This window comes from Arthrobacter sp. LjRoot78, from assembly GCF_964254335.1.
Lineage (GTDB): Bacteria > Actinomycetota > Actinomycetes > Actinomycetales > Micrococcaceae > Arthrobacter.
The window spans coordinates 878,886-898,086 of sequence record NZ_CAXUTG020000001.1; the positions used below are offsets into that span (position 1 = coordinate 878,886).

Annotated in this window: 17 protein-coding genes and 1 pseudogene; 12 read left to right on the forward strand and 6 right to left on the reverse strand. The window is 65.2% G+C overall.

Going from position 1 to position 19,201, the window contains the following annotated elements; genetic code table 11:
- Positions 1–49: 49 nt before the first annotated feature.
- On the forward strand, positions 50–850 hold the full coding sequence (locus ACSQ1X_RS04185) for a DUF998 domain-containing protein (RefSeq protein WP_436056751.1): 801 nt from the start codon (positions 50–52) through the stop codon (positions 848–850).
- Here the strand turns inward: ACSQ1X_RS04185 and ACSQ1X_RS04190 are convergent.
- The gene (locus ACSQ1X_RS04190; RefSeq protein WP_436056752.1) at positions 825–1,445 is read right to left on the reverse strand and encodes a hypothetical protein; all 621 of its coding nucleotides are present in this window, start codon (positions 1,443–1,445) and stop codon (positions 825–827) included. The genes ACSQ1X_RS04185 and ACSQ1X_RS04190 overlap by 26 nt on opposite strands.
- A gap of 85 nt (positions 1,446–1,530) precedes the next feature.
- On the opposite strand from ACSQ1X_RS04190, the gene ACSQ1X_RS04195 reads away from it, so the two are divergent.
- The gene (locus tag ACSQ1X_RS04195; RefSeq protein WP_055797656.1) at positions 1,531–2,379 is read left to right on the forward strand and encodes an inositol monophosphatase family protein; all 849 of its coding nucleotides are present in this window, start codon (positions 1,531–1,533) and stop codon (positions 2,377–2,379) included.
- A 56-nt stretch (positions 2,380–2,435) separates the two neighbouring features.
- A complete protein-coding gene (gene pcrA / locus ACSQ1X_RS04200) occupies positions 2,436–4,928 on the forward strand; it encodes a DNA helicase PcrA (protein WP_436056753.1) in 2,493 nt (830 codons plus the stop codon).
- A 54-nt stretch (positions 4,929–4,982) separates the two neighbouring features.
- Here pcrA and ACSQ1X_RS04205 read toward each other — a convergent pair whose 3' ends face one another.
- Together ACSQ1X_RS04205 and ACSQ1X_RS04210 are read right to left on the reverse strand one after the other, a co-directional pair.
- A complete protein-coding gene (locus ACSQ1X_RS04205) occupies positions 4,983–5,585 on the reverse strand; it encodes an NUDIX hydrolase (protein ID WP_436056754.1) in 603 nt (200 codons plus the stop codon).
- A complete protein-coding gene (locus ACSQ1X_RS04210) occupies positions 5,582–7,099 on the reverse strand; it encodes a hypothetical protein (protein ID WP_436056755.1) in 1,518 nt (505 codons plus the stop codon). The genes ACSQ1X_RS04205 and ACSQ1X_RS04210 overlap by 4 nt, the downstream gene beginning before the upstream one ends.
- Positions 7,100–7,283: 184 nt before the next feature.
- Between ACSQ1X_RS04210 and ACSQ1X_RS04215 the strand changes: the two genes are divergently transcribed.
- From ACSQ1X_RS04215 to sucD, 3 genes are all read left to right on the forward strand, one after another.
- A complete protein-coding gene (locus ACSQ1X_RS04215) occupies positions 7,284–7,991 on the forward strand; it encodes a hypothetical protein (RefSeq protein WP_436059255.1) in 708 nt (235 codons plus the stop codon).
- Between the two features lie 224 nt (positions 7,992–8,215).
- On the forward strand, positions 8,216–9,385 hold the full coding sequence (gene sucC / locus ACSQ1X_RS04220) for an ADP-forming succinate--CoA ligase subunit beta (protein WP_011690680.1): 1,170 nt from the start codon (positions 8,216–8,218) through the stop codon (positions 9,383–9,385).
- 11 nt (positions 9,386–9,396) lie between these two features.
- Entirely contained in the window at positions 9,397–10,299 is a 903-nt protein-coding gene (gene sucD, locus ACSQ1X_RS04225; RefSeq protein WP_055797669.1) for a succinate--CoA ligase subunit alpha, read from the forward strand.
- Between the two features lie 173 nt (positions 10,300–10,472).
- On the opposite strand, the gene ACSQ1X_RS04230 is transcribed toward sucD, so the two are convergent.
- From ACSQ1X_RS04230 to ACSQ1X_RS04240, 3 genes and pseudogenes are all read right to left on the reverse strand, one after another.
- Positions 10,473–10,946, reverse strand: a complete 474-nt coding sequence (locus ACSQ1X_RS04230; RefSeq protein WP_436056756.1) for an SRPBCC family protein — start codon at positions 10,944–10,946, stop codon at positions 10,473–10,475.
- A 95-nt stretch (positions 10,947–11,041) separates the two neighbouring features.
- Positions 11,042–11,515: pseudogene (locus ACSQ1X_RS04235) on the reverse strand (SRPBCC family protein); the annotation flags it as partial.
- A complete protein-coding gene (locus ACSQ1X_RS04240; protein WP_436056757.1) occupies positions 11,515–11,874 on the reverse strand; it encodes an ArsR/SmtB family transcription factor in 360 nt (119 codons plus the stop codon). The pseudogene ACSQ1X_RS04235 and the gene ACSQ1X_RS04240, both read right to left, overlap by 1 nt.
- 196 nt (positions 11,875–12,070) lie before the next feature.
- Between ACSQ1X_RS04240 and ACSQ1X_RS04245 the strand changes: the two genes are divergently transcribed.
- The 6 genes from ACSQ1X_RS04245 (at position 12,071) to ACSQ1X_RS04270 (ending at position 19,174) form a co-directional block, all read left to right on the forward strand.
- Positions 12,071–12,475 (forward strand): tautomerase family protein, encoded by a 405-nt coding sequence (locus tag ACSQ1X_RS04245; protein ID WP_436056758.1) that lies wholly within the window; start codon positions 12,071–12,073, stop codon positions 12,473–12,475.
- A 208-nt stretch (positions 12,476–12,683) separates the two neighbouring features.
- The gene (iolC, locus tag ACSQ1X_RS04250; RefSeq protein ID WP_436056759.1) at positions 12,684–13,685 is read left to right on the forward strand and encodes a 5-dehydro-2-deoxygluconokinase; all 1,002 of its coding nucleotides are present in this window, start codon (positions 12,684–12,686) and stop codon (positions 13,683–13,685) included.
- A complete protein-coding gene (locus ACSQ1X_RS04255) occupies positions 13,682–14,632 on the forward strand; it encodes a Cgl0159 family (beta/alpha)8-fold protein (protein ID WP_055797682.1) in 951 nt (316 codons plus the stop codon). The genes iolC and ACSQ1X_RS04255 overlap by 4 nt, the downstream gene beginning before the upstream one ends.
- A gap of 44 nt (positions 14,633–14,676) precedes the next feature.
- Positions 14,677–16,605: a 3D-(3,5/4)-trihydroxycyclohexane-1,2-dione acylhydrolase (decyclizing) gene (gene iolD, locus ACSQ1X_RS04260; RefSeq protein WP_436059256.1), complete on the forward strand. Its 1,929-nt coding sequence runs from the start codon at positions 14,677–14,679 to the stop codon at positions 16,603–16,605.
- 51 nt (positions 16,606–16,656) lie between these two features.
- Positions 16,657–18,171 (forward strand): CoA-acylating methylmalonate-semialdehyde dehydrogenase, encoded by a 1,515-nt coding sequence (locus tag ACSQ1X_RS04265; protein WP_436056760.1) that lies wholly within the window; start codon positions 16,657–16,659, stop codon positions 18,169–18,171.
- Between the two features lie 91 nt (positions 18,172–18,262).
- Positions 18,263–19,174 carry a sugar phosphate isomerase/epimerase family protein gene (locus ACSQ1X_RS04270; RefSeq protein WP_055797692.1) on the forward strand — a complete coding sequence of 304 codons (912 nt, stop codon included), beginning with the start codon at positions 18,263–18,265 and terminating at the stop codon, positions 19,172–19,174.
- Positions 19,175–19,201 lie beyond the last annotated feature (27 nt).

Consider the following 19,201-nt stretch of genomic DNA (forward strand, 5'->3'; position numbering starts at 1 on the left):
GGGCACGGATACAAGCATACAAGGTGCGGGCCCGTACTACGCTCTTGGCATGACTGCAGCAACACCAGCAACGTCCTACCGGGCCGGGTTCCTCCCGGACATCGCCTCCGCCCGGGAGTATTTCGGGGCGTGGGCCAAGCTGAGCGTGCTGCAATACTTCGTGGCGGAGTCGGCCGTGATCGCGGCGTGGGCCGGGCCGGAACCCTACGACCGGCGGATCGGCTACATCAGTGACCTTGGGGCCACGCATTGCGGGATCTACGAAGACCGGGACGTCTGCTCGCCCTTGCACGCGCTGATGAATGCCTCGTTCGTGGTGCAGGGGCTGGGCATGCTGGCGGGGGCACTGCTCCTCAGTTCCGCGCTCCTGTGCGTGGCGGCCCGTCCCGGTGTCCGGCTCGCTTTCGGCCCGGGCCACCGCGTTCCCTGGCTCACCGCCCTCGCTGCCAAGGTCCTGACCTTCACCGCCGGAACCGGGACAATCATTGTGGGCCTGGTGCCCGAGGACGCAGGCTGGTTTGCCGTGCATCTGACCGGTGCCCTGATGTATTTCATCGGAGGCGCGCTGGCACTGCTGCTGTTGGGGGTGCTGTGGCTGAGGCAGTCACCCCTGGGCTGGTTAATCCTCGCCTGCGGGGCTGTTTCCTTCGGCGCGCTGGTGATCGGCTGCGCCACCGGCATGGCCGTGCCCGAGCCGGGCACGCTGGAGCGCTTCATGGGCTACCCGGTGACGATCGGCCTGGCCACGGCGGGGCTGGTGATAGCCCAGCGGGTGCGGCAGGAACTGACGGCGCGGAAAGCTGCGCGTGCCGCGGCCGCGGGACCTACTTCCGCGGCTTCCGGCCGATAAACACCGCGGCCCCGCCGGCCAGCAGGCTCAGCACGAGCAGTACCCAGCCGGAAACGGTGAGCACGGATGCGAGCGCTACCTGTCCGGCGTCGAGCGTTGACGCGGACATCATCGAATCAATGGCAGCGTTTCCCCACAACCGGACGGCCGCGAACAGCAGGGGGAGCGCCCAGAGCGCCCAGCGAAGGGGTTTGCGCGCCACGTTGGTCCCGATCAGCAGCAGCCAGGTGAACGCGAAGATCAGCGGAAACAGCGTGCCCGCCGTCTTGTGGAGGTAGTTGAGCTGGCCGCGGGCGTCCTCGTTCATGGCCGCCCTCAGCTGGTCCACGAAGCCCTGGTCAAAGCCGCCGATCAGGGAATCGGGCATGGGCAGGCCGCCGGAGAGCTGGGTGAGCTGGTTCAGGGTCAGCAAGTGCAGGTACCAGAACAGGAAGAGGCTGGCCACCACGCCCGCGATGAGGATCAGGCTGCTGTTGCTCTGCGCCTTCTCCGGGGTCCGCCGGGTGGTCGGGTTGATCACCGGCGGCAGATGATGCTGGGGAACGGACGCCTTGGCGCCGTGTTTCTTGATCCGCTGTGCTGGTGTCTTGGCCATGCGTTCATTATCGCCGGTTCTGTTCCTGTTGCTGTTCCTCCCCAGTTCCTGTCCCTTGCGGGTGGCCCCGGATAGGCTGGGACGCGTGACGGAACTAGGAAGACACAAACTTGGCAGGCACAGCGCGGCTGAACTGAACGCGGGCCTGGACGACTACCAGCTGGCCGAAGCCCTGGTCAGGGAAGCCGGGATGCTGGCCCTCATGATGCGCCAGGGCGGCCTGGAAGGGCAGCAAAAAACGTCGGTTTCCGATGTTGTCACCGCCGCCGACCACGCCGCCGAAGCCTACGTCCTCGAACAGCTGCGCCGCTGCCGGCCGGACGACGGCATCCTGGGGGAGGAAGGGGCCTCCGTCAAGGGCAGCAGCGGACGGACCTGGGTGATCGACCCCGTGGACGGTACCTACAACTTCCTGCACGGCTCCACGTACTGGTGCTCCGCGCTCGCCCTCAAGGACCCCGCCGGCACGGTGCTTGGTGCCATTTTCCAGCCCGAAGAGGACAAGCTGTGGCTGGGCGGAACCACCCGGCCCGCGACCCTGAACGGTGAACGGCTCACGTCCTTCCAGGAAGACGGCGGGGCCAGGACCCAGAGGCCGCTGGCCGAGCAGGGTGCCGCAACCTACATCCACCCGTCCTGGCTCGCGGACCCGCTGTGCGCCATGCCCTGGCACGCCGCGGCCACCGCGGCAGCGGCGCTGCGGATGTTCGGCTCGGGGTCGTGCGACCTGGGCCGGGTGGCCGACGGCGAACTGGACTGCTGGTTCCAGCACAGCTGCCCCGAATGGGACTGGCTCCCCGGCCAGGCAATCGTGATCGCCGCCGGCGGCGCCGCCGAGACAGTCCGTGTGAACGGGCTGGAATGGTTCATGGCAGGCGGAACGACGGCGGTCCGGCAGCTCCGTTCCGCCCTCGAGGCCGGCTCGGTGGAGTGAGCACGCCGGCCGGCCCGGAAGATAGTGTCGGCCCCACCGCCTAGACTTATAGCACCATGGATATGTTGTTTGACCCCTACGCTGACGGACCGTTCAAGGCTGCCCCGCGAGCGGCAGCGCTCACCAAGTCGCGCCCCGGGGGCGGGGAAGAGCCGGCACTCTATGGGAACGGCGGGCAGGAATCCGACCGGGAACGGGCGCACCCGCGCCTGCCCGGGGCGGATGAACTCCTGCAGGGCCTCAACCCCCAGCAGGAGGAAGCGGTCAAGCATTCCGGCACCGCACTGCTCATCGTGGCCGGAGCCGGATCCGGCAAGACCCGGGTTCTCAGCAACCGGATCGCGTACCTCATCGCCACCCGGCAGGCGCATCACGGTGAGATCCTGGCCATCACCTTCACCAACAAGGCGGCCGCGGAAATGCGGGAGCGAATCCAGGCGCTGGTCGGCGGCAAGGCCAAGATCATGTGGATCTCCACGTTCCACTCGTCCTGCGTGCGCATCCTCCGGCAGGAGGCCGCGAACGTCGGGCTGAAGTCCAACTTCTCCATCTATGACTCCGCGGACTCCCTCCGCCTTGTTACGCAGGTGTCCAAGAGCCTGGACCTCGATCCCAAGAAATTCGCGCCCAAGGCCATCCAGCACAAGATCTCGGCGCTCAAGAACGAACTCATCGACGCCGACTCCTACGCCTTGTCTGCGAACCACAACGATCCCTTCGAATCAGCCGTGGCCGACGTCTTCAAGGGCTACACCCAGCGGTTGCGCCAGGCCAACGCCATGGACTTTGACGACCTCATTGCCGAGACCGTCTACATGTTCCGCGCCTTCCCGGCGCTCGCCGAGTCCTACCGGCGGCGCTTCCGTCACGTCCTGGTGGACGAATACCAGGACACCAACCACGCCCAGTACGCGCTGGTCCGCGAAATTGTGGGCGAGGGACCCGGGGCGTCCGAGCTGACCGTGGTGGGCGACTCGGATCAGTCCATCTACGCCTTCCGCGGCGCCGATATCCGCAACATTGTGGAGTTCGAAAAGGACTACCCGAACGCCCGCACCATCAAGCTGGAACAGAACTACCGCTCCACCCAGAACATCCTGTCCGCCGCCAACTCGGTGATTTCCCGCAACCCCAACCGGCCGGAGAAGCGGCTCTGGACCGCCGAGGGCGAAGGCCACAAGATCATCGGCTACGTGGGCGAAAACGAACACGACGAAGCCCAGTTCATCGCCAAGGAAATCGACCGGCTGCAGGACGAGGACAACCTCCGTCCCGGGGACGTCGCCATCTTCTACCGCACCAACGCCCAGTCGCGCTCGATTGAAGATGTGCTGGTGCGCGTCGGGCTGCCGTACAAGGTGGTGGGCGGCACGCGCTTCTACGAGCGCAAGGAAATCAAGGACGCCCTCGCGTATCTGCGCGTCCTGGTCAACCCCGACGACGACGTCAACCTCCGGCGGGTGCTCAACGAGCCCAAGCGCGGCATCGGCGACCGCGCCGAGGGTGCGGTGGCGGCCCTTGCCGAACGCGAACGCACGTCGTTCATGGCCGCCGCCCGCCGCGCCGACCACGCGCCCGGGATGGCAACGCGCTCGGTCAACGCCGTGCTGGGCTTCGTGAAACTGCTGGACGACCTCGCGGAGGTGGCCACCGGCTCCGGCGCGGCGGCAGCCCTGGAAGCCGTCCTGGAGCAGACCGGCTACCTTGCCGGCCTGCGGTCCAGCACGGATCCCCAGGACGAGTCGCGCGTGGAGAACCTCGCCGAACTCGTCGCCGTCGTGCGCGAATACGAACAGGAAAACCCCGAAGGATCCCTGGGCGCCTTCCTGGAGCAGGTCTCGCTCGTTGCGGACGCGGACCAGATCCCGGACGCCCCCGGCGCGGATATTGATGCCGCCGTCGCGGAAGCCAAACGGCTGGGCGTTGTCACGCTCATGACCCTCCACACGGCGAAGGGACTTGAGTTCCCGGTGGTGTTCCTGACCGGCATGGAGCACGGCCTCTTCCCGCACCAGCGGTCCGCCACGGATCCCAAGGAACTCGCGGAAGAGCGCCGGCTTGCCTACGTGGGCCTGACCCGTGCGCGGAAGCGACTGTACGTCACCCGCTCGGAGGTCCGCAGCATGTGGGGCCAGAGCCAGTACAACCCGGCCAGCCAGTTCATCGAGGAGATCCCGGCAGAACTGGTGGAATGGCGGCGCGAAGGCACCAGCCGCCAGGTCGGCGGCTGGGGGAGCGGCGCAGCCATCGGGTCCAGCCGGTACAGCGGCTCGTTCTGGGGCGCCGGCACAGCCCGAGGCAACGCTGCGAGCCCTTCCGCCGGCTTCAACGCCGACGTGCCCGCCGCCGTCGCGAAGAACCGCGTGCAGCCGCAAAAGGAAGTGGTGGCCGTTAGCGTGGGGGACAAGGTCAACCACACAAGTTTCGGCAACGGCACGGTCCTGGCCGTTGAAGGCGCCGGCGACAAGACGGTCGCGAAGGTGAAGTTCAGCGTTGGCGAAAAGCGGCTATTGCTAAGGTACGCGCCGCTGACCAAACTGGACGCCTAGCGGCGCAACGCAGGCAACGCTCCTGGCGCCGGAAATCACCTACCCCACGGAAAGTCAATGAAGGCTGGTGTGAGGCTGCTGCGACTCTGGCTCCGGCGGCATGGAGTTTTCGTGTGTCCGGGGTGACTCGAGCAGGCGGGAAAGCGCGTACGCCGCGATTGTGAAGCTGTCCTCGACCTCGCCGCTACGTATCATGTCTTCAAGTTGTGCTGTCTCGACCCACTGGACCCGTTCCACTTCCACCGAGTCGTCCGGGCCACGGCCCATATCGGCAACCCTCGCCGACATCACGGCCACTCGAGCGCTCTGGAGACCGGAATCCGGTGTGATGAATCCAAGGATCTTGAAGTCGGCCACATCGATGCCGAGTTCTTCCCTGAGTTCGTTCTCCGCCGTTTCACCTAAATCTGTGCCGTGTGAAAGGCCGCGCGGCAGTTCCCAAACCAGCTTGCCCAAGGCGTACCGAAAAGTACGGACTAGTCCGATCTTGGTCCCGTGCATGGGCAACAACACGACGGCGTTTCCTGGAAGAGCGGCTTCCAGCCGGAGATAGCGACCAGGTGCACCGTTCGGAAACCGGACGTCATCGTCATACAACCTCACGAATCCGTTCTCATAAACTAGCCGCTCGGTCACCTTCGTAATTTCGTGGCTCATCGCTCAGACCTAGGCGTTCCGACCATGTCACCGAGCGCTGCCCGGGCCTTCTTGTATTTTCCGTGCTGAGAAAAACCCTCCTGAATTCGCGGAGCGGCCGCAGCGAATGCGGCCGCGGCAACCGGGAGCCACATGTTGAAAGTCCCTGTCAGAACCTGCGCAGCTTCCGACACGGCTGCCGCTCCCACGCTTTGAACGGCCAGCCGAATGGTACCGCCGCTGGTTTTGTCCAGGACGCACTTCCCGGAGAGGGCACGCGCGACTAAGTCGACATGGCTGTCTACGGCATCATCGATGGCTGCCTGGTCTCCCTTATGCCGAGCCGCGTCTATCAGCTCGATGCCGGATTTCCACCGTTGATCCTCACGAATCTCGAGGACTGCCCGGAACGCCTCGGTGGCCCTATTTCCTTCGAAGAGCTCCATGACCGAAGCCCGCGGGCCTTCCTCCGCACCGCTGATACGAACCTGGGTGGGGCTCAATGTGTTGCCGCCTTGGCGCTGAGCTCCCCCGCGGCGGTCCCGGGTGGCGTAGCCGTAGGCCTCAAGGGCCAGCTGTTGAGCCGTAAATTCGCTGCTCACATCTCTTGGGTCGCCCATGGCAGTTGAATAGGACGCCGAGGCTATGCCGATGGAGTTGACGATCACCCTGTTGTACATAGTATTTATGACCTCACGAACAAGGGTGAGAGACTCCAGGCCGACTATGTCCTCCGCCGTGTTGCCCCCTTCATCCCATGGCCAAGAGCCATAGAGCCTACTCCGATGAGCAAATGCCTCCTTGCCCGTAGCCAGCTTGTCGAGTTGGCGCAGTGCCGGGATGAGAGTCTTAGAAGTCGGGTTGGAGGTGTATGCGTCGCCCTCCGGTCGTCGGAATAAATCCGAACCCGGATCGAGGATCGGCGCGAGCATCTCCGGAATGCTGACGTAAGGAGCCGGCAGCGCCCGGATGACCTTCTCCAGCCTGTCAGGGCCATTTCTGCGGACGGAGCCGAACCAATCCCACACGCCTTCGAAGAGACTGGCTCGCTCAGATCCGATGAGATTCATGAAACCGCTGACCGAACCGGAACGGATTTCTTGTGCTATTGAGTGGAGCCGCATGTCGCCGCTGAGATCGGCGTACATGGAGCTTTCAAATGGCATTGCCTGAGCGGAAACGGGTCGATCGGTGTCGGTGGCCGGCGCCATACTGCTCAAAATTTTGGCCACAGATTCGGTGAAGGAGTCGGCATTGAAGAGATGAATCATCACCGGAGCGGGCCCCCTGCCGCTAAATCCGGGCCGGGACCCGGCCACCTGATCATGTGCCCGCTTAAAATCTAGGAGCACTTGCTGGAACGCATAGGAATCCAGTGCGGCCGACTGGTGAACGACGATGCTGCGGCCAAACGCAAGGCTCATCAAGGTCTCGACGAACACGTGCGAGTACGTTTCGGCAACAATCTCGTCCGGCGACTCCCAGGTTGCCCTGATGGGGTCCATAGATTCCAAGAAATGAAAATGCTGGTTCAAGATATCGCTCGTTTCTGTTCTGCGCCGGTTCTGCCGCGTCGAACTTGCCCGTTCGAGCCGAATCTACACCGCCCGCACGCTACAAAGTGCCTGGTCCGTAGCGCCGTGCCTTTGTCGCGCGGGGATGAACCAGCAGTTTCTGGCCGGGGTCCGCTGCCGCCGGCTCCTAGCCGGTGACGGCATAATGGAGCCCATGCGACGGACTGTACCGGGGATCCTGGCCGCCCTCATCCTGCTGGCCTGCACTTCGTGCACCATCACCCGGGAGGACCCGGACTACGTCCCGCCGCCGCCGCTTCCCGCGCTGGAACAGCTCAAGCAGGCCCCGGTGGCGGACGCCGCCCCGTTCTCCGCGGGCGAAGGTGTGCTGAGTTTCGTCACTGCCGATCACAGCGCCGTCTGCTCGCTGACTTCGCAACGCGGCGAGCACATCAACCTGCCGTACGAGCAGAACGCCTATGGCGACGCCGCCAACAACAAGCTGGCAATCGTCCCGGTGGCCCACTGTGAACTCGCCGCGTACCCCAAACCCGAGGCCGCCGACGTGACGGACGACTGTGCCGGCACCGGCCTGGGCTACCTCGGCGGCGCCGCGCTGCTCACCCCGGACAAAGCGACCTACGGGGAATGCCGCTCCGGCGTGACCCGGATGGAGGCGGAATTCGGGCCCAAGGGCACCAAAGCCGGCCCCATCTCCCAGCTGCCCGTCCTGGCGGACGGACAGAACCTTGAGCGGAACGGCCTGCGCTGCTCGGCCTACAACGACGGCGTGGCCTGCGGAAACGTGTCTGCGGGCGTTGCTTTCTTCATTTCGCGGGACCATTACGAACTAGTTTCCGGAGAGGGTGCGGACCCCACCGTAACGCCGTCAGGGGCGCCAAAATCCCCGTAATCTAGGGGTTTTTCTACGCTCCATAGAATAGTGTCCTTACTCACATAACGGGTACTCTGGAACGGGCCGGTCCGAAGAAAGGACTAGAGTTCCGAGAGGAGCATTGCGCCGTGTGGCTCGTTTCCTAACCTGTCGCAGGGTGCGTTTATTCCGCAGCCCGGTAACCACGATTACGTGGGGTCCGGCTGTACAGAAACTACTTCGACGTAGAAGGACACTAAACCGTGGACCTGTTTGAATATCAGGCGCGCGATATGTTCGAGGCGCACGGTGTACCCGTGCTTGCTGGCATCGTGGCGCACACCCCTGAAGAAGCAAAGGCAGCTGCCGAGAAGATCGGCGGCGTAACTGTCGTCAAGGCACAGGTTAAGGTCGGTGGCCGCGGCAAGGCCGGCGGCGTTAAGGTCGCAAAGACCGCCGATGAGGCGCTGGAGCACTCCACCAACATCCTGGGCATGGACATCAAGGGCCACACGGTCAACAAGGTCATGATTGCCCAGGGCGCGGACATCGCCGAAGAATACTACTTCTCCGTCCTTCTGGACCGGGCCAACCGCAACTACCTGGCCATGTGCTCGGTTGAAGGCGGCATGGAAATCGAACAGCTCGCCGTCGAACGCCCCGACGCCCTGGCCAAGGTCGCCATCGATCCCGCAGTGGGCATCGACCAGGCCAAGGCCGACGAAATCGTTGCCGCTGCCGGCTTCGCTGAGGAACTGCGCGGCAAAGTCGCCGACGTCATCCTGAAGCTCTGGGACGTTTTCAAGAAGGAAGACGCCACCCTGGTGGAGGTCAACCCGCTGGTCAAGACCGGCGCCGGCGACATCGTTGCCCTTGACGGCAAGGTGACCCTGGACGAGAACGCCGATTTCCGGCACGCCAAGCACGCACTCCTGGAAGACAAGGACGCTGCTGACCCGCTCGAGGCCAAGGCCAAGGCGCAGGACCTGAACTACGTCAAGCTGGACGGCGAAGTCGGCATCATCGGCAACGGCGCCGGTCTGGTTATGTCCACCCTGGACGTCGTTGCCTACGCCGGTGAAAACCACGGCAACGTCAAGCCGGCCAACTTCCTGGACATCGGCGGCGGAGCCTCCGCCGAGGTCATGGCAGCCGGCCTGGACGTCATCCTGGGCGATGAGCAGGTCAAGTCCGTGTTCGTGAACGTCTTCGGCGGAATCACCGCCTGTGACGCCGTGGCCAAGGGCATCGTCGGAGCACTGGCCGAGCTGGGCCACTCCGCGAACAAGCCGCTGGTCGTCCGCCTCGACGGAAACAACGTCGAGGAAGGCCGCCGCATCCTGGCCGAGGCCAACCACCCGCTGGTTACCCTGGCCGCCACCATGGACGAGGGCGCCGACAAGGCCGCCGAGCTCGCCAACGCAGCTAAGTAAAGGGACGCACCATGTCTATCTATCTGAACAAGGACTCCAAGGTCATCGTCCAGGGCATCACCGGCGGCGAAGGCACCAAGCACACCGCCCTGATGCTCAAGGCCGGCACCAACGTTGTTGGCGGCGTCAACGCCCGCAAGGCCGGCACCACGGTCCTGCATGGCGATAACGAAATCACCGTTTTCGGCACCGTCAAGGAAGCCATGGCCGAGACCGGCGCCGACGTCTCCATCGTCTTCGTCCCCCCGGCATTCACCAAGGACGCTGTCGTTGAAGCCATCGAGGCCGGCATCGGCCTGGTTGTTGTCATCACCGAAGGCGTGCCGGTCCAGGACTCCGCCGAGTTCTGGGCACTGGCTCAGTCCACGGTTGATGCCAACGGCAAGCAGGTCACCCGCATCATCGGACCGAACTGCCCCGGCATCATCACCCCGGGCGAGGCCCTCGTGGGCATCACCCCGGCAAACATCACGGGCAAGGGCCCCATCGGCCTGGTCTCCAAGTCCGGTACCTTGACCTACCAGATGATGTACGAACTGCGCGACCTGGGCTTCTCCACCGCCATCGGCATCGGCGGCGACCCCGTCATCGGCACCACGCACATCGATGCACTGGAAGCCTTCGAAGCCGACCCCGAGACCAAGGCGATCGTCATGATCGGCGAGATCGGCGGCGACGCCGAAGAGCGTGCCGCTGACTACATCAAGGCTCACGTCACCAAGCCCGTTGTTGGCTACGTGGCAGGCTTCACCGCTCCGGAAGGCAAGACAATGGGCCACGCAGGCGCCATCGTCTCCGGTTCCGCGGGCACCGCACAGGCCAAGAAGGAAGCCCTCGAGGCTGCCGGCGTCAAGGTCGGCAAGACGCCGTCCGAGACCGCCAAGCTCCTGCGCGAGGTCTTCGCGACCCTCTAGGTCACGCCCCTCCACGCAGAAACGTTTTAGAGTACGACGGCGTCCGGCCGCCTTCCCCAGGAAGGCAACCGGACGCCGTCGTGCTTTAACCGGCAGTTCCAGCGCCCAGATCCGGGGCAGCGCGAACGGACAGTTGGGCCCCCCGAACGGACGGCCCCAAGTGTCCGTTCGCGCTATTTGCCGAGCAGTTCGTCCAGTTGGTCGTAGCCGGCGGCGATGCCGGACTCCATGCCGTCGGTGAGGAACTTCTCCCGGGCCTCGACGCTGGGGTAGACGGACCGGCCGGTGAGCCTGGAGCGTCCCCCCGGCAGGTCCTGGAATGTTGAGAATTCCAGCGTGACGGTGTCCGGGTAGCCTTCGTACTCGAAGGTCTGCAGCACGAAGGCGTTCTCGCGGACCGTGTGGAAGACGCCCCGGAAGGCGTGCTGGCGGCCGTCCCGCCCCTCCTGCACGAAGCGGTACGTTCCGCCCGGCCGGCAGTCGAAAACGTCGATCCTCGTGCTCAGTTCCCGCGGTCCGATCCATTGCCGGAAGGCCTCCGCATCGGAGTGGGCGCGGAAGACGGCTGCCGCCGGGTAATCAAACTCCCGCTCAGAGTCCACAAACGGCACATTCTCCGGGGCCACGAGCTTCAGTGCGTTGCTCATGCCGTCACCTTTCCGGCCTCCGTCTGGCCCGTGGCGGAGGTGCCCGTGGCGGAGGTGCCCATGGTGGAGGTGCCCTCGGCGCCGCCGCCCGCGTCGGCGCCGCTGAGGAGCTCGTCGAGCCGCTCGTAGCCCTCCTTCATGCCGCCCTCCATGCCGGACTGCGCCATACCGTCGCGGGCCTCCTGGCTGGGGTAGACGGAGTGGCCTGTCAGACGGCACCGGCCGCCGCCCAGGTCCTCGAAGGTGAGGTACTCGATGCTGACCACGTCCGGGTAACCGTCGAACTCGAAGGTTTGGACGGCGAACTCGTTCTCGCGGACAGTGTGGAAGATGCCGTTGAAGCCGTAGCTTTGACCGTCGGGGGCGGTGTGCGTGTAGCGGTAGCTTCCGCCGGTCCGGAAATCGTAGTGGTCGATGTCCATCCGGAGGCCGCGGGGGCCAAGCCACTGCGCGATCAGCTCGGGCTCCTTGTGGGCACGGAAGACGTCAGCCACCGGGAAATCGAACTCCCGCTCGTACTCGATGAAAGGCTGCCCCTCCGGAACAGTGAGTTTCAGGGAATTGCTCATCACGAATCCTTTGCCTGAGTGCCGCGTGGGGCGGCATTTGCTTGAAGCACGGCGTCAAGGCTGCGGAACTGCCCCTCGCGGACCAGCCGGTACTGGTCGATCCATGCGGTGAGCGCCTCCAGCCGTGCGGGGTTCAGGTGGACGGGCCGGCGCTGGGCCTCACGCGTGCGCGTGACCAGCTGTGCCTGCTCGAGGACCTGGATGTGCTTCGAGACCGCCTGCTTGGTGATCGCGAAGGGTTCCGCCAGTTCGTTTACGGTGGCCGGGCCCCGGCTGAGCCGGGAGATGATGCGGCGTCGGACCGGGTCGGCAAGGGCCAGGAAGGCTGCATCGAGCAGTTCGTCGTCGCCGGTGTCCATGGCCTGCCAATCACCCCGCCCCGTTGCCCGGTGTCAAAACAGCGAATACGTAATCAATCAACTGCTTTATCAACCTCCTGGTTGTTTAAGGCTATACCCGAAGAGGGATCGCCGGCAAGAGGTCATTTCCAGCAGGTCTTGTTCTTCGTGGATGTACTTTGTTAGTATGTCAGGACAAACTAATGAAGGAGCTAATGTGCCGCTGGTACGAATTGATGTGAACCAGGGGCGCAGCCCCGAGGATCTGCGCCGCCTCAGTCGGGGGATCCATGATGCGATCCTGGCCGAGTACGGGATTCCGGAGCGCGACTATTTCCACGTCCTCACCGAACACTCCCGCGGTCAGATCTTCGCCCAGGATGCCGGACTCGGCTTTGAGCGCACGCCGGATGTGGTGATGATCCAGATCTTTACCCAGGGCGGCCGGAGCCAGGGGGCGAAGCAGTCCCTCTTTGCAGCCATCGCCGGGAGGTTGGCGGAGTTGGGAGTGGCCGGTGAGGATGTGTTCATCGGGTACGTGGAGAACACTGCCGGCGACTGGTCGTTCGGCTTCGGGCGGGCCCAGTATGTCACCGGCGAGCTGGCCGTTCCGCGGAAATAAGCCCCGCCCTGAGCCTGCGATGCGTGGCCCTAAGGCTGCCATTTCGGTGCGCTATGCCAAGTTGTAAATATGTCAGTACAAACCTTTGACAGGACAATAATTCTAGGGCAAAGTAGTGGTTGTGGCCCCGCTCACGGGGGTCCGCCAGGAACCGGAGCTCTATCTGTTCAGAGGTACAGAGTTCAAACCAGAAAGGTCCGCGATTACCGTGACCCACGAACTGCTCACGATCGGGCGCATCAGCGTTGATATCTACCCGAACGACATCGGGGTTGATCTGGAGGATGTCACGTCCTTCGGAAAGTACCTCGGTGGATCGCCTTCCAACGTGGCTGTGGCAGCCGCCCGGCACGGCCGCCGAACCGGAGTGATCACCCACACCGGCGACGACGCCTTCGGTAAGTACCTGCACCGTGAACTGCGCAAGTTCAACGTGGACGACACTTTCGTTACACCGGTGAAGGAATGGCCTACCGCAGTGACGTTCTGCGCAATCAAGCCGCCGGAAGACTTCCCTCTTTACTTCTACGGGCGCTTCCCCACGGCACCGGACCTGCAGATCAAGGCCGAAGAGTTGGATCTGGACGCCATCCGGGACGCACGGATCTTCTGGTCCACCGTGACCGGACTGTGCCAGGAGCCCAGCCGTGAAGCGCACATCAAGGCCCACGAGGCCCGCCCTCAGGCCGGCCTCAAGGAAGGTCAGTACACCGTCCTCGACCTGGACTACCGCCCCATGTTCTGGGCGTCGGAAGAGGAAGCCCGGGCACAGGTTGCCAGGATCCTGCCGCATGTCACGGTGGCGATCGGCAACGACAAGGAGTGCGCCGTGGCTGTGGGTGAGGGAACCCCGGACGAGCAGGCAGACCGCCTCCTGGCCGCAGGCGTCGAAATCGCCGTCGTCAAGCTCGGCCCCGAAGGCGTGATGGCCAAGACCCGCACCGAGCGTGTGGTGTCCGCCCCCGTTCCGGTGGAGACCGTCAACGGCCTTGGTGCCGGTGACTCGTTCGGCGGAGCGTTCTGCCACGGGCTGCTGTCCGGCTGGAGCCTTGCCGAGGTCCTCGACTACGCGAACGCCGCTGGCGCGATCGTCGCCTCCCGCCTGTCCTGCGCCGACGCCATGCCGACGCCGGGCGAGGTCACCTCGCTGCTGGCCGAGCGCGGCCGCCTGGTTCCCGGTCAGTTCGCCACTGAAGGAGCAGCACTGTGACTCTCACACCCATCGCCTCGAACAATGCCCTGGACGACGATCCCCGCCGCTACGCGCACCTGAGCACCATCCGCTTGGAGGACCCGGACGCTGTTGCCCGCGCCGCCAAGGCCCGGCGCCGGCACCCCGGCCTGAAGTACGGCCGGCAGAACTTCATCGTCGCAGCCGACCACCCGGCCCGCGGCGCCCTCGCCGTCGGCAATGATCCGGTGGCCATGGCGGACCGCCGCCAGTTGCTGGACCGGTTGCAGATCGCGCTGGCCAACCCGGATGTGGACGGCGTGCTCGCCTCCCCGGACATCATGGACGACCTGCTGCTGCTCGGTGCGCTCGACGGCAAACTGATTTTCGGTTCGATGAACCGCGGCGGACTGTCCGGCCTGGTCAATGAGTTCGATGACCGCTTCACCGGCCACACCGCCGCTGCACTGGAGGCCCTGGGGGCCGACGGCGGCAAGATGCTCACCCGCATCTGCCTCGGCGACCCCGACACGGTGGCCCTGCTGGAGGCGACGGCCAAGGCCATCGACTCCCTCGCCGAACGCAAGCTGATCGCCATGGTGGAGCCCTTCCTGTCCGTCCGCGAAAACGGCAAGGTCCGCAACGACCTCTCCACCAACGCCGTCATCAAGTCCATCGCCATCGCCGAAGGCCTCGGCTCCACCAGCGCGTACACCTGGATGAAACTCCCCGTGGTGGCCGAGATGGAGCGCGTGATGGCCGCCACCACCATGCCCACCGTGCTGCTGGGCGGCGACCCGGAGGGCACCCAGGACGAAGTCTTCGCCACGTGGGAAGCCGCCCTGGCACTCCCCGGCGTGCAGGGCCTCACCGTCGGCCGGACCCTCCTGTACCCGCAGGACGGTGATGTTGCCGGCGCCGTGGCCACCGCAGCCTCCCTCCTTCACCACACCGCATCAGCCCACACCGCAGAAGTATCGGAGTAATTCCCATGGGGATCAGAACTGGCAACGCAGCCGGAACCCGTCGAATGACCGTGGCCCAGGCCGTGGTGGAGTACCTTTCCAAGCAGTACACCGTTGATTCCGTCGGCGGGCTGGACTACCGGGAACGCCTGATCCCCGGAACGTTCGGCATCTTTGGCCACGGCAACGTTGCCGGCGTCGGCCAGGCCCTCAAGCAGTACCAGGCCGCCGACCCGACGATCATGCCGTACTACCAGGGCCGCAACGAGCAGGCGCAGTCCCACCAGGCCGTGGGCTACGCCCGCCACACCCGCCGCCGCCAGACGTTCGCCATCAGCACGTCGATCGGCCCCGGCTCCTCCAACCTGCTGACGGGCGCGGCACTGGCCACCACCAACCGCCTGCCGGTGCTGCTGCTGCCCAGCGACACCTTCGCCACCCGCGCCGCGGACCCGGTGCTGCAGCAGCTCGAGCAGCCCTACGCCTACGACATCACGGTCAACGACGCCTTCCGGCCGCTGTCCAAGTTCTTCGACCGCGTCAACCGGCCCGAACAGCTGTTCTCCGCGTTCCACCACGGCCTCCGCGTCCTGACGGATCCGGCCGAAACCGGCGCCGTCACCATCTCGTTGCCACAGGACGTCCAGGCCGAAGCCTTCGACGTGCCCGAGGAATTCCTGGCCGAACGGGAGTGGCGCATCCGCCGCCCCGACGCCGACGACGAGGACATCCGCCGCGCCGCCGAAGCGATCCGGGCCGCAAAGCGCCCGCTGATCATCGCCGGCGGTGGCGTCCTCTACGCCTTCGCCAACGACGAACTCGCGAAGTTCGCGGAACTCACCGGGATTCCGGTGGGGAACACCCAGGCCGGCGTCGGCGTCCTGCCATGGGACCACCGGTTCTCCCTCGGAGCCATCGGCTCCACCGGCACAACGGCGGCAAACGCCATCGCTGCGGAGGCAGACCTGATCATCGGGATCGGCACCCGCTACGAGGACTTCACCACCGCGTCCCGGACCGCGTTCCAGAACCCGGACGTGAAGTTCATCAACATCAACGTGGCTGCCATCGATGCCTACAAGCACGGCACCACGCTGCCGATCGTGGCCGACGCCCGCAAGGCCCTGATCAAGCTGAACCAGGCGCTGGGCGGCTACCGCGTCGGCGCCGACCTGGAACAGCAGGTCGCTGCCGAGAAGAAGCGCTGGGACGCCACCGTTGACGAAGCGTTCGACACCCGGTTCACGCCGCTGCCGGCCCAGAACGAAATCATCGGGGCCACCAGCCGGGCCATGGACGCCCAGGACGTCGTCATTTGCGCCGCCGGTTCCCTGCCCGGTGACCTGCACAAGATGTGGCGCGTCCGGGACGCCTTCGGCTACCACGTCGAATACGCCTACTCCTGCATGGGCTACGAAATTCCCGGCGGGCTCGGCGTCAAGCGCGCAGCGCTGGCCGAAGCCGCCGCGGGCGGTGCCCAGCGCGACGTCGTCGTCATGGTGGGGGACGGTTCCTACCTGATGATGCACACCGAACTGGTCACCGCCGTCGCCGAGCGCATCAAGCTGATCGTGGTCCTGATCCAGAACCACGGCTACGCCTCCATCGGATCCCTCTCCGAATCCCTCGGTTCCCAGCGCTTCGGCACCCAGTACCGCGCCCTGAACGAGGAACAGCACAGCTTCGACGAAGGCGAAACCCTCCCGGTGGACCTCGCCCTGAACGCCGAAAGCCTCGGCGTGAAGGTGATCCGGATCGAACCGGGGGAGAAGGTCATCGCCGAACTCGAGCAGGCCATCCGCGATGCGAAGGCGGCACCGGAGCGCGGCGGACCTATCCTGATCCACGTCGAATCCGACCCCCTGCTGGATGCCCCGAGTTCCGAGTCGTGGTGGGACGTTCCCGTCTCCCAGGTCTCCGACCTCGACTCCACGCAACAGGCCTTCAAGACCTACACCGACCACAAGAACCGCCAGCGCAAGCTGCTCGGCTGAATCTCTAGGCACACAGCCCTCTTTCCCCACAGACCAAGGAAGTCCCACACCATGTCAACGACGACCGTCACCACCACCACCATCAACCACTTCATCAACGGGGCCGAAACCGCCGGCGACGGCACCCGCACCCAGCCTGTCTACAACCCCGCCACGGGTGCTGTGTCAGCAGAGCTGCGGCTGGCCAACCGGGCGGACCTGGATGCCACCGTGGCCGCGGCCCGCAAGGCTGCCGATTCCTGGGGTGACATCTCCCTGGCCAAGCGCACCGCGGTGCTGTTCAAGTTCCGCGAACTCGTCGCCGCCCACGTGGACGACCTCGCCGCACTGATCACCGCCGAGCACGGTAAGGTTCTCTCCGACGCCAAGGGCGAGATCGGCCGCGGCCTGGAAGTCATCGAGTTCGCCTGCGGCATCCCGCAGCTGCTCAAGGGCGATTACTCGGACCAGGTCTCCACCGGCATCGACGTGTTCTCCTTCCGCGAACCGCTCGGCGTCGTCGCCGGTATCACCCCGTTCAACTTCCCGGTCATGGTGCCGCTGTGGATGGCTCCGATGGCCATCGCCACGGGCAACGCCTTCATCCTCAAGCCCTCCGAGCGCGACCCCTCGGCCTCCATGCTGCTGGCCAAGCTGTGGAAGCAGGCCGGCCTGCCCGATGGCGTCTTCCAGGTCCTGCACGGCGACAAGGAAACGGTTGAGGGCCTGCTGACCCACCCCGACGTGGACGGCATCTCCTTCGTTGGCTCCACTCCGATCGCCCAGTACGTCCACGAGACCGCCACCAAGCACGGGAAGCGCGTCCAGGCGCTGGGCGGCGCAAAGAACCACGCCATCGTGATGCCCGACGCCGACCTCGACAACGCCGCCGACCACCTCGCCGCAGCCGCTTTCGGTTCCGCCGGCGAACGCTGCATGGCCATCTCCGTTGCCGTGGCCGTCGGCGACGCCGCCGAACTGCTGGTGAAGAAGGTCGAAGAGCGCGCCCTCGCCGTCAAGGTCAACAACGGCACCGCGCCCGGCGCCGAAATGGGCCCGGTCATCACGCCCGCCTCCAAGGAACGCATCGTCAAGATCGTCACTGAAGCGGAAGCCGCCGGCGCCGCCATGGTGGTGGACGGCCGCGACCTGGTGGTCCCCGGCCACGAGGAAGGCTTCTGGGTCGGTCCCACCGTCCTGGACCACGTCAAGACCGAAATGACCGCCTACACCGAGGAAATCTTCGGACCGGTCCTCGTCGTGGTCCGCGTCGAGGACCTGGACGCCGGCATCGCGCTGATCAACTCCAACCCCTACGGCAACGGCACCGCCATCTTCACCTCCTCCGGCGCGAACGCCCGCAAGTTCCAGCGCTCCGTGACCGTGGGCATGATCGGCATCAACGTGCCGCTCCCCGTCCCCGTGGCCTACCACTCCTTCGGCGGCTGGAAGGCCTCACTCTTCGGTGACAAGCACATCTATGGCCCCGAAGGCGTCTCCTTCTACACGCGTGGCAAGGTAGTTACCTCACGCTGGCCCGAGCCCACCCACGCCTCGGGTGCCTCCTACAACTTCCCGTCCAACTAGCGACCCGACTACCCACCATCGACTGCTCCGCAACCGCCGTTTTGAGCGTCCAAAACGGCACCTGTGGAGCAACGGATGAGAAGGAATGGCAATGACTGAGAACAAACTGATTATCGGCACCGCACCGGACTCCTGGGGCGTCTGGTTCCCGGATGACCCCAAGCAGACCCCCTGGGAGCGCTTCCTCGACGAAGTGGCCGAGTCCGGCTACAAATGGATCGAGCTCGGCCCCTACGGCTACCTGCCGACCGACCCCGCCCGGCTTGCCGAGGAGCTCAAGCAGCGCGACCTGAAGGTCACGGCCGGAACGGTCTTCACCGCATTCCATCGCGGCCTGGACCAGTGGGAGACCGCCTGGGAGCCTGCCCGCAAGGTCGCCGAGCTCACGGCTGCCATGGGCGGCGAACACATCGTGGTCATCCCGGCCATGTGGCGCGATGACGTCACCGGTGAAGCAGTGGAAAGCGGCCAGCTCACCGAGAAGGCCTGGAGCGACCTGTTCGCCGGGCACAACCGGCTGGGCAAGACCCTGCTGGAGGACTTCGGCCTGAAGCAGCAGTTCCACTCCCACGCCGATTCCCACGTCGGAGCCCAGGAGGACATTGAAACCCTCCTGGCCGCAACGGACTCCAAGTACCTGAACCTGTGCCTGGACACCGGCCACGCCGAATACTGCGGGGCCTCCAGCCTGGAGCTCATCAAGAACTACCCGGACCGCATCGGCTACCTGCACCTGAAGCAGATCAACCCGGACATCCTCAAGAAGGTCAACGAGGAAAACATGACCTGGGCCGCGGCCAACCTTGCCGGCGTCATGACCGAGCCGCCGAACGGGCTGCCGGACCTGCGCGCCGTCATCGAAGCAGTGGAGGCACTGAACCGCCCCATCTTCGGCATCGTGGAGCAGGACATGTACCCGGTTGCCTTCGACGTCCCTATGCCGATCGCCAAGCGCACCCGCAACTACCTGCTGTCCTGCGGCTCCCGCACGGCCGTCAACTAACAGCCGCCCAGGCACCCGAAACGTAAG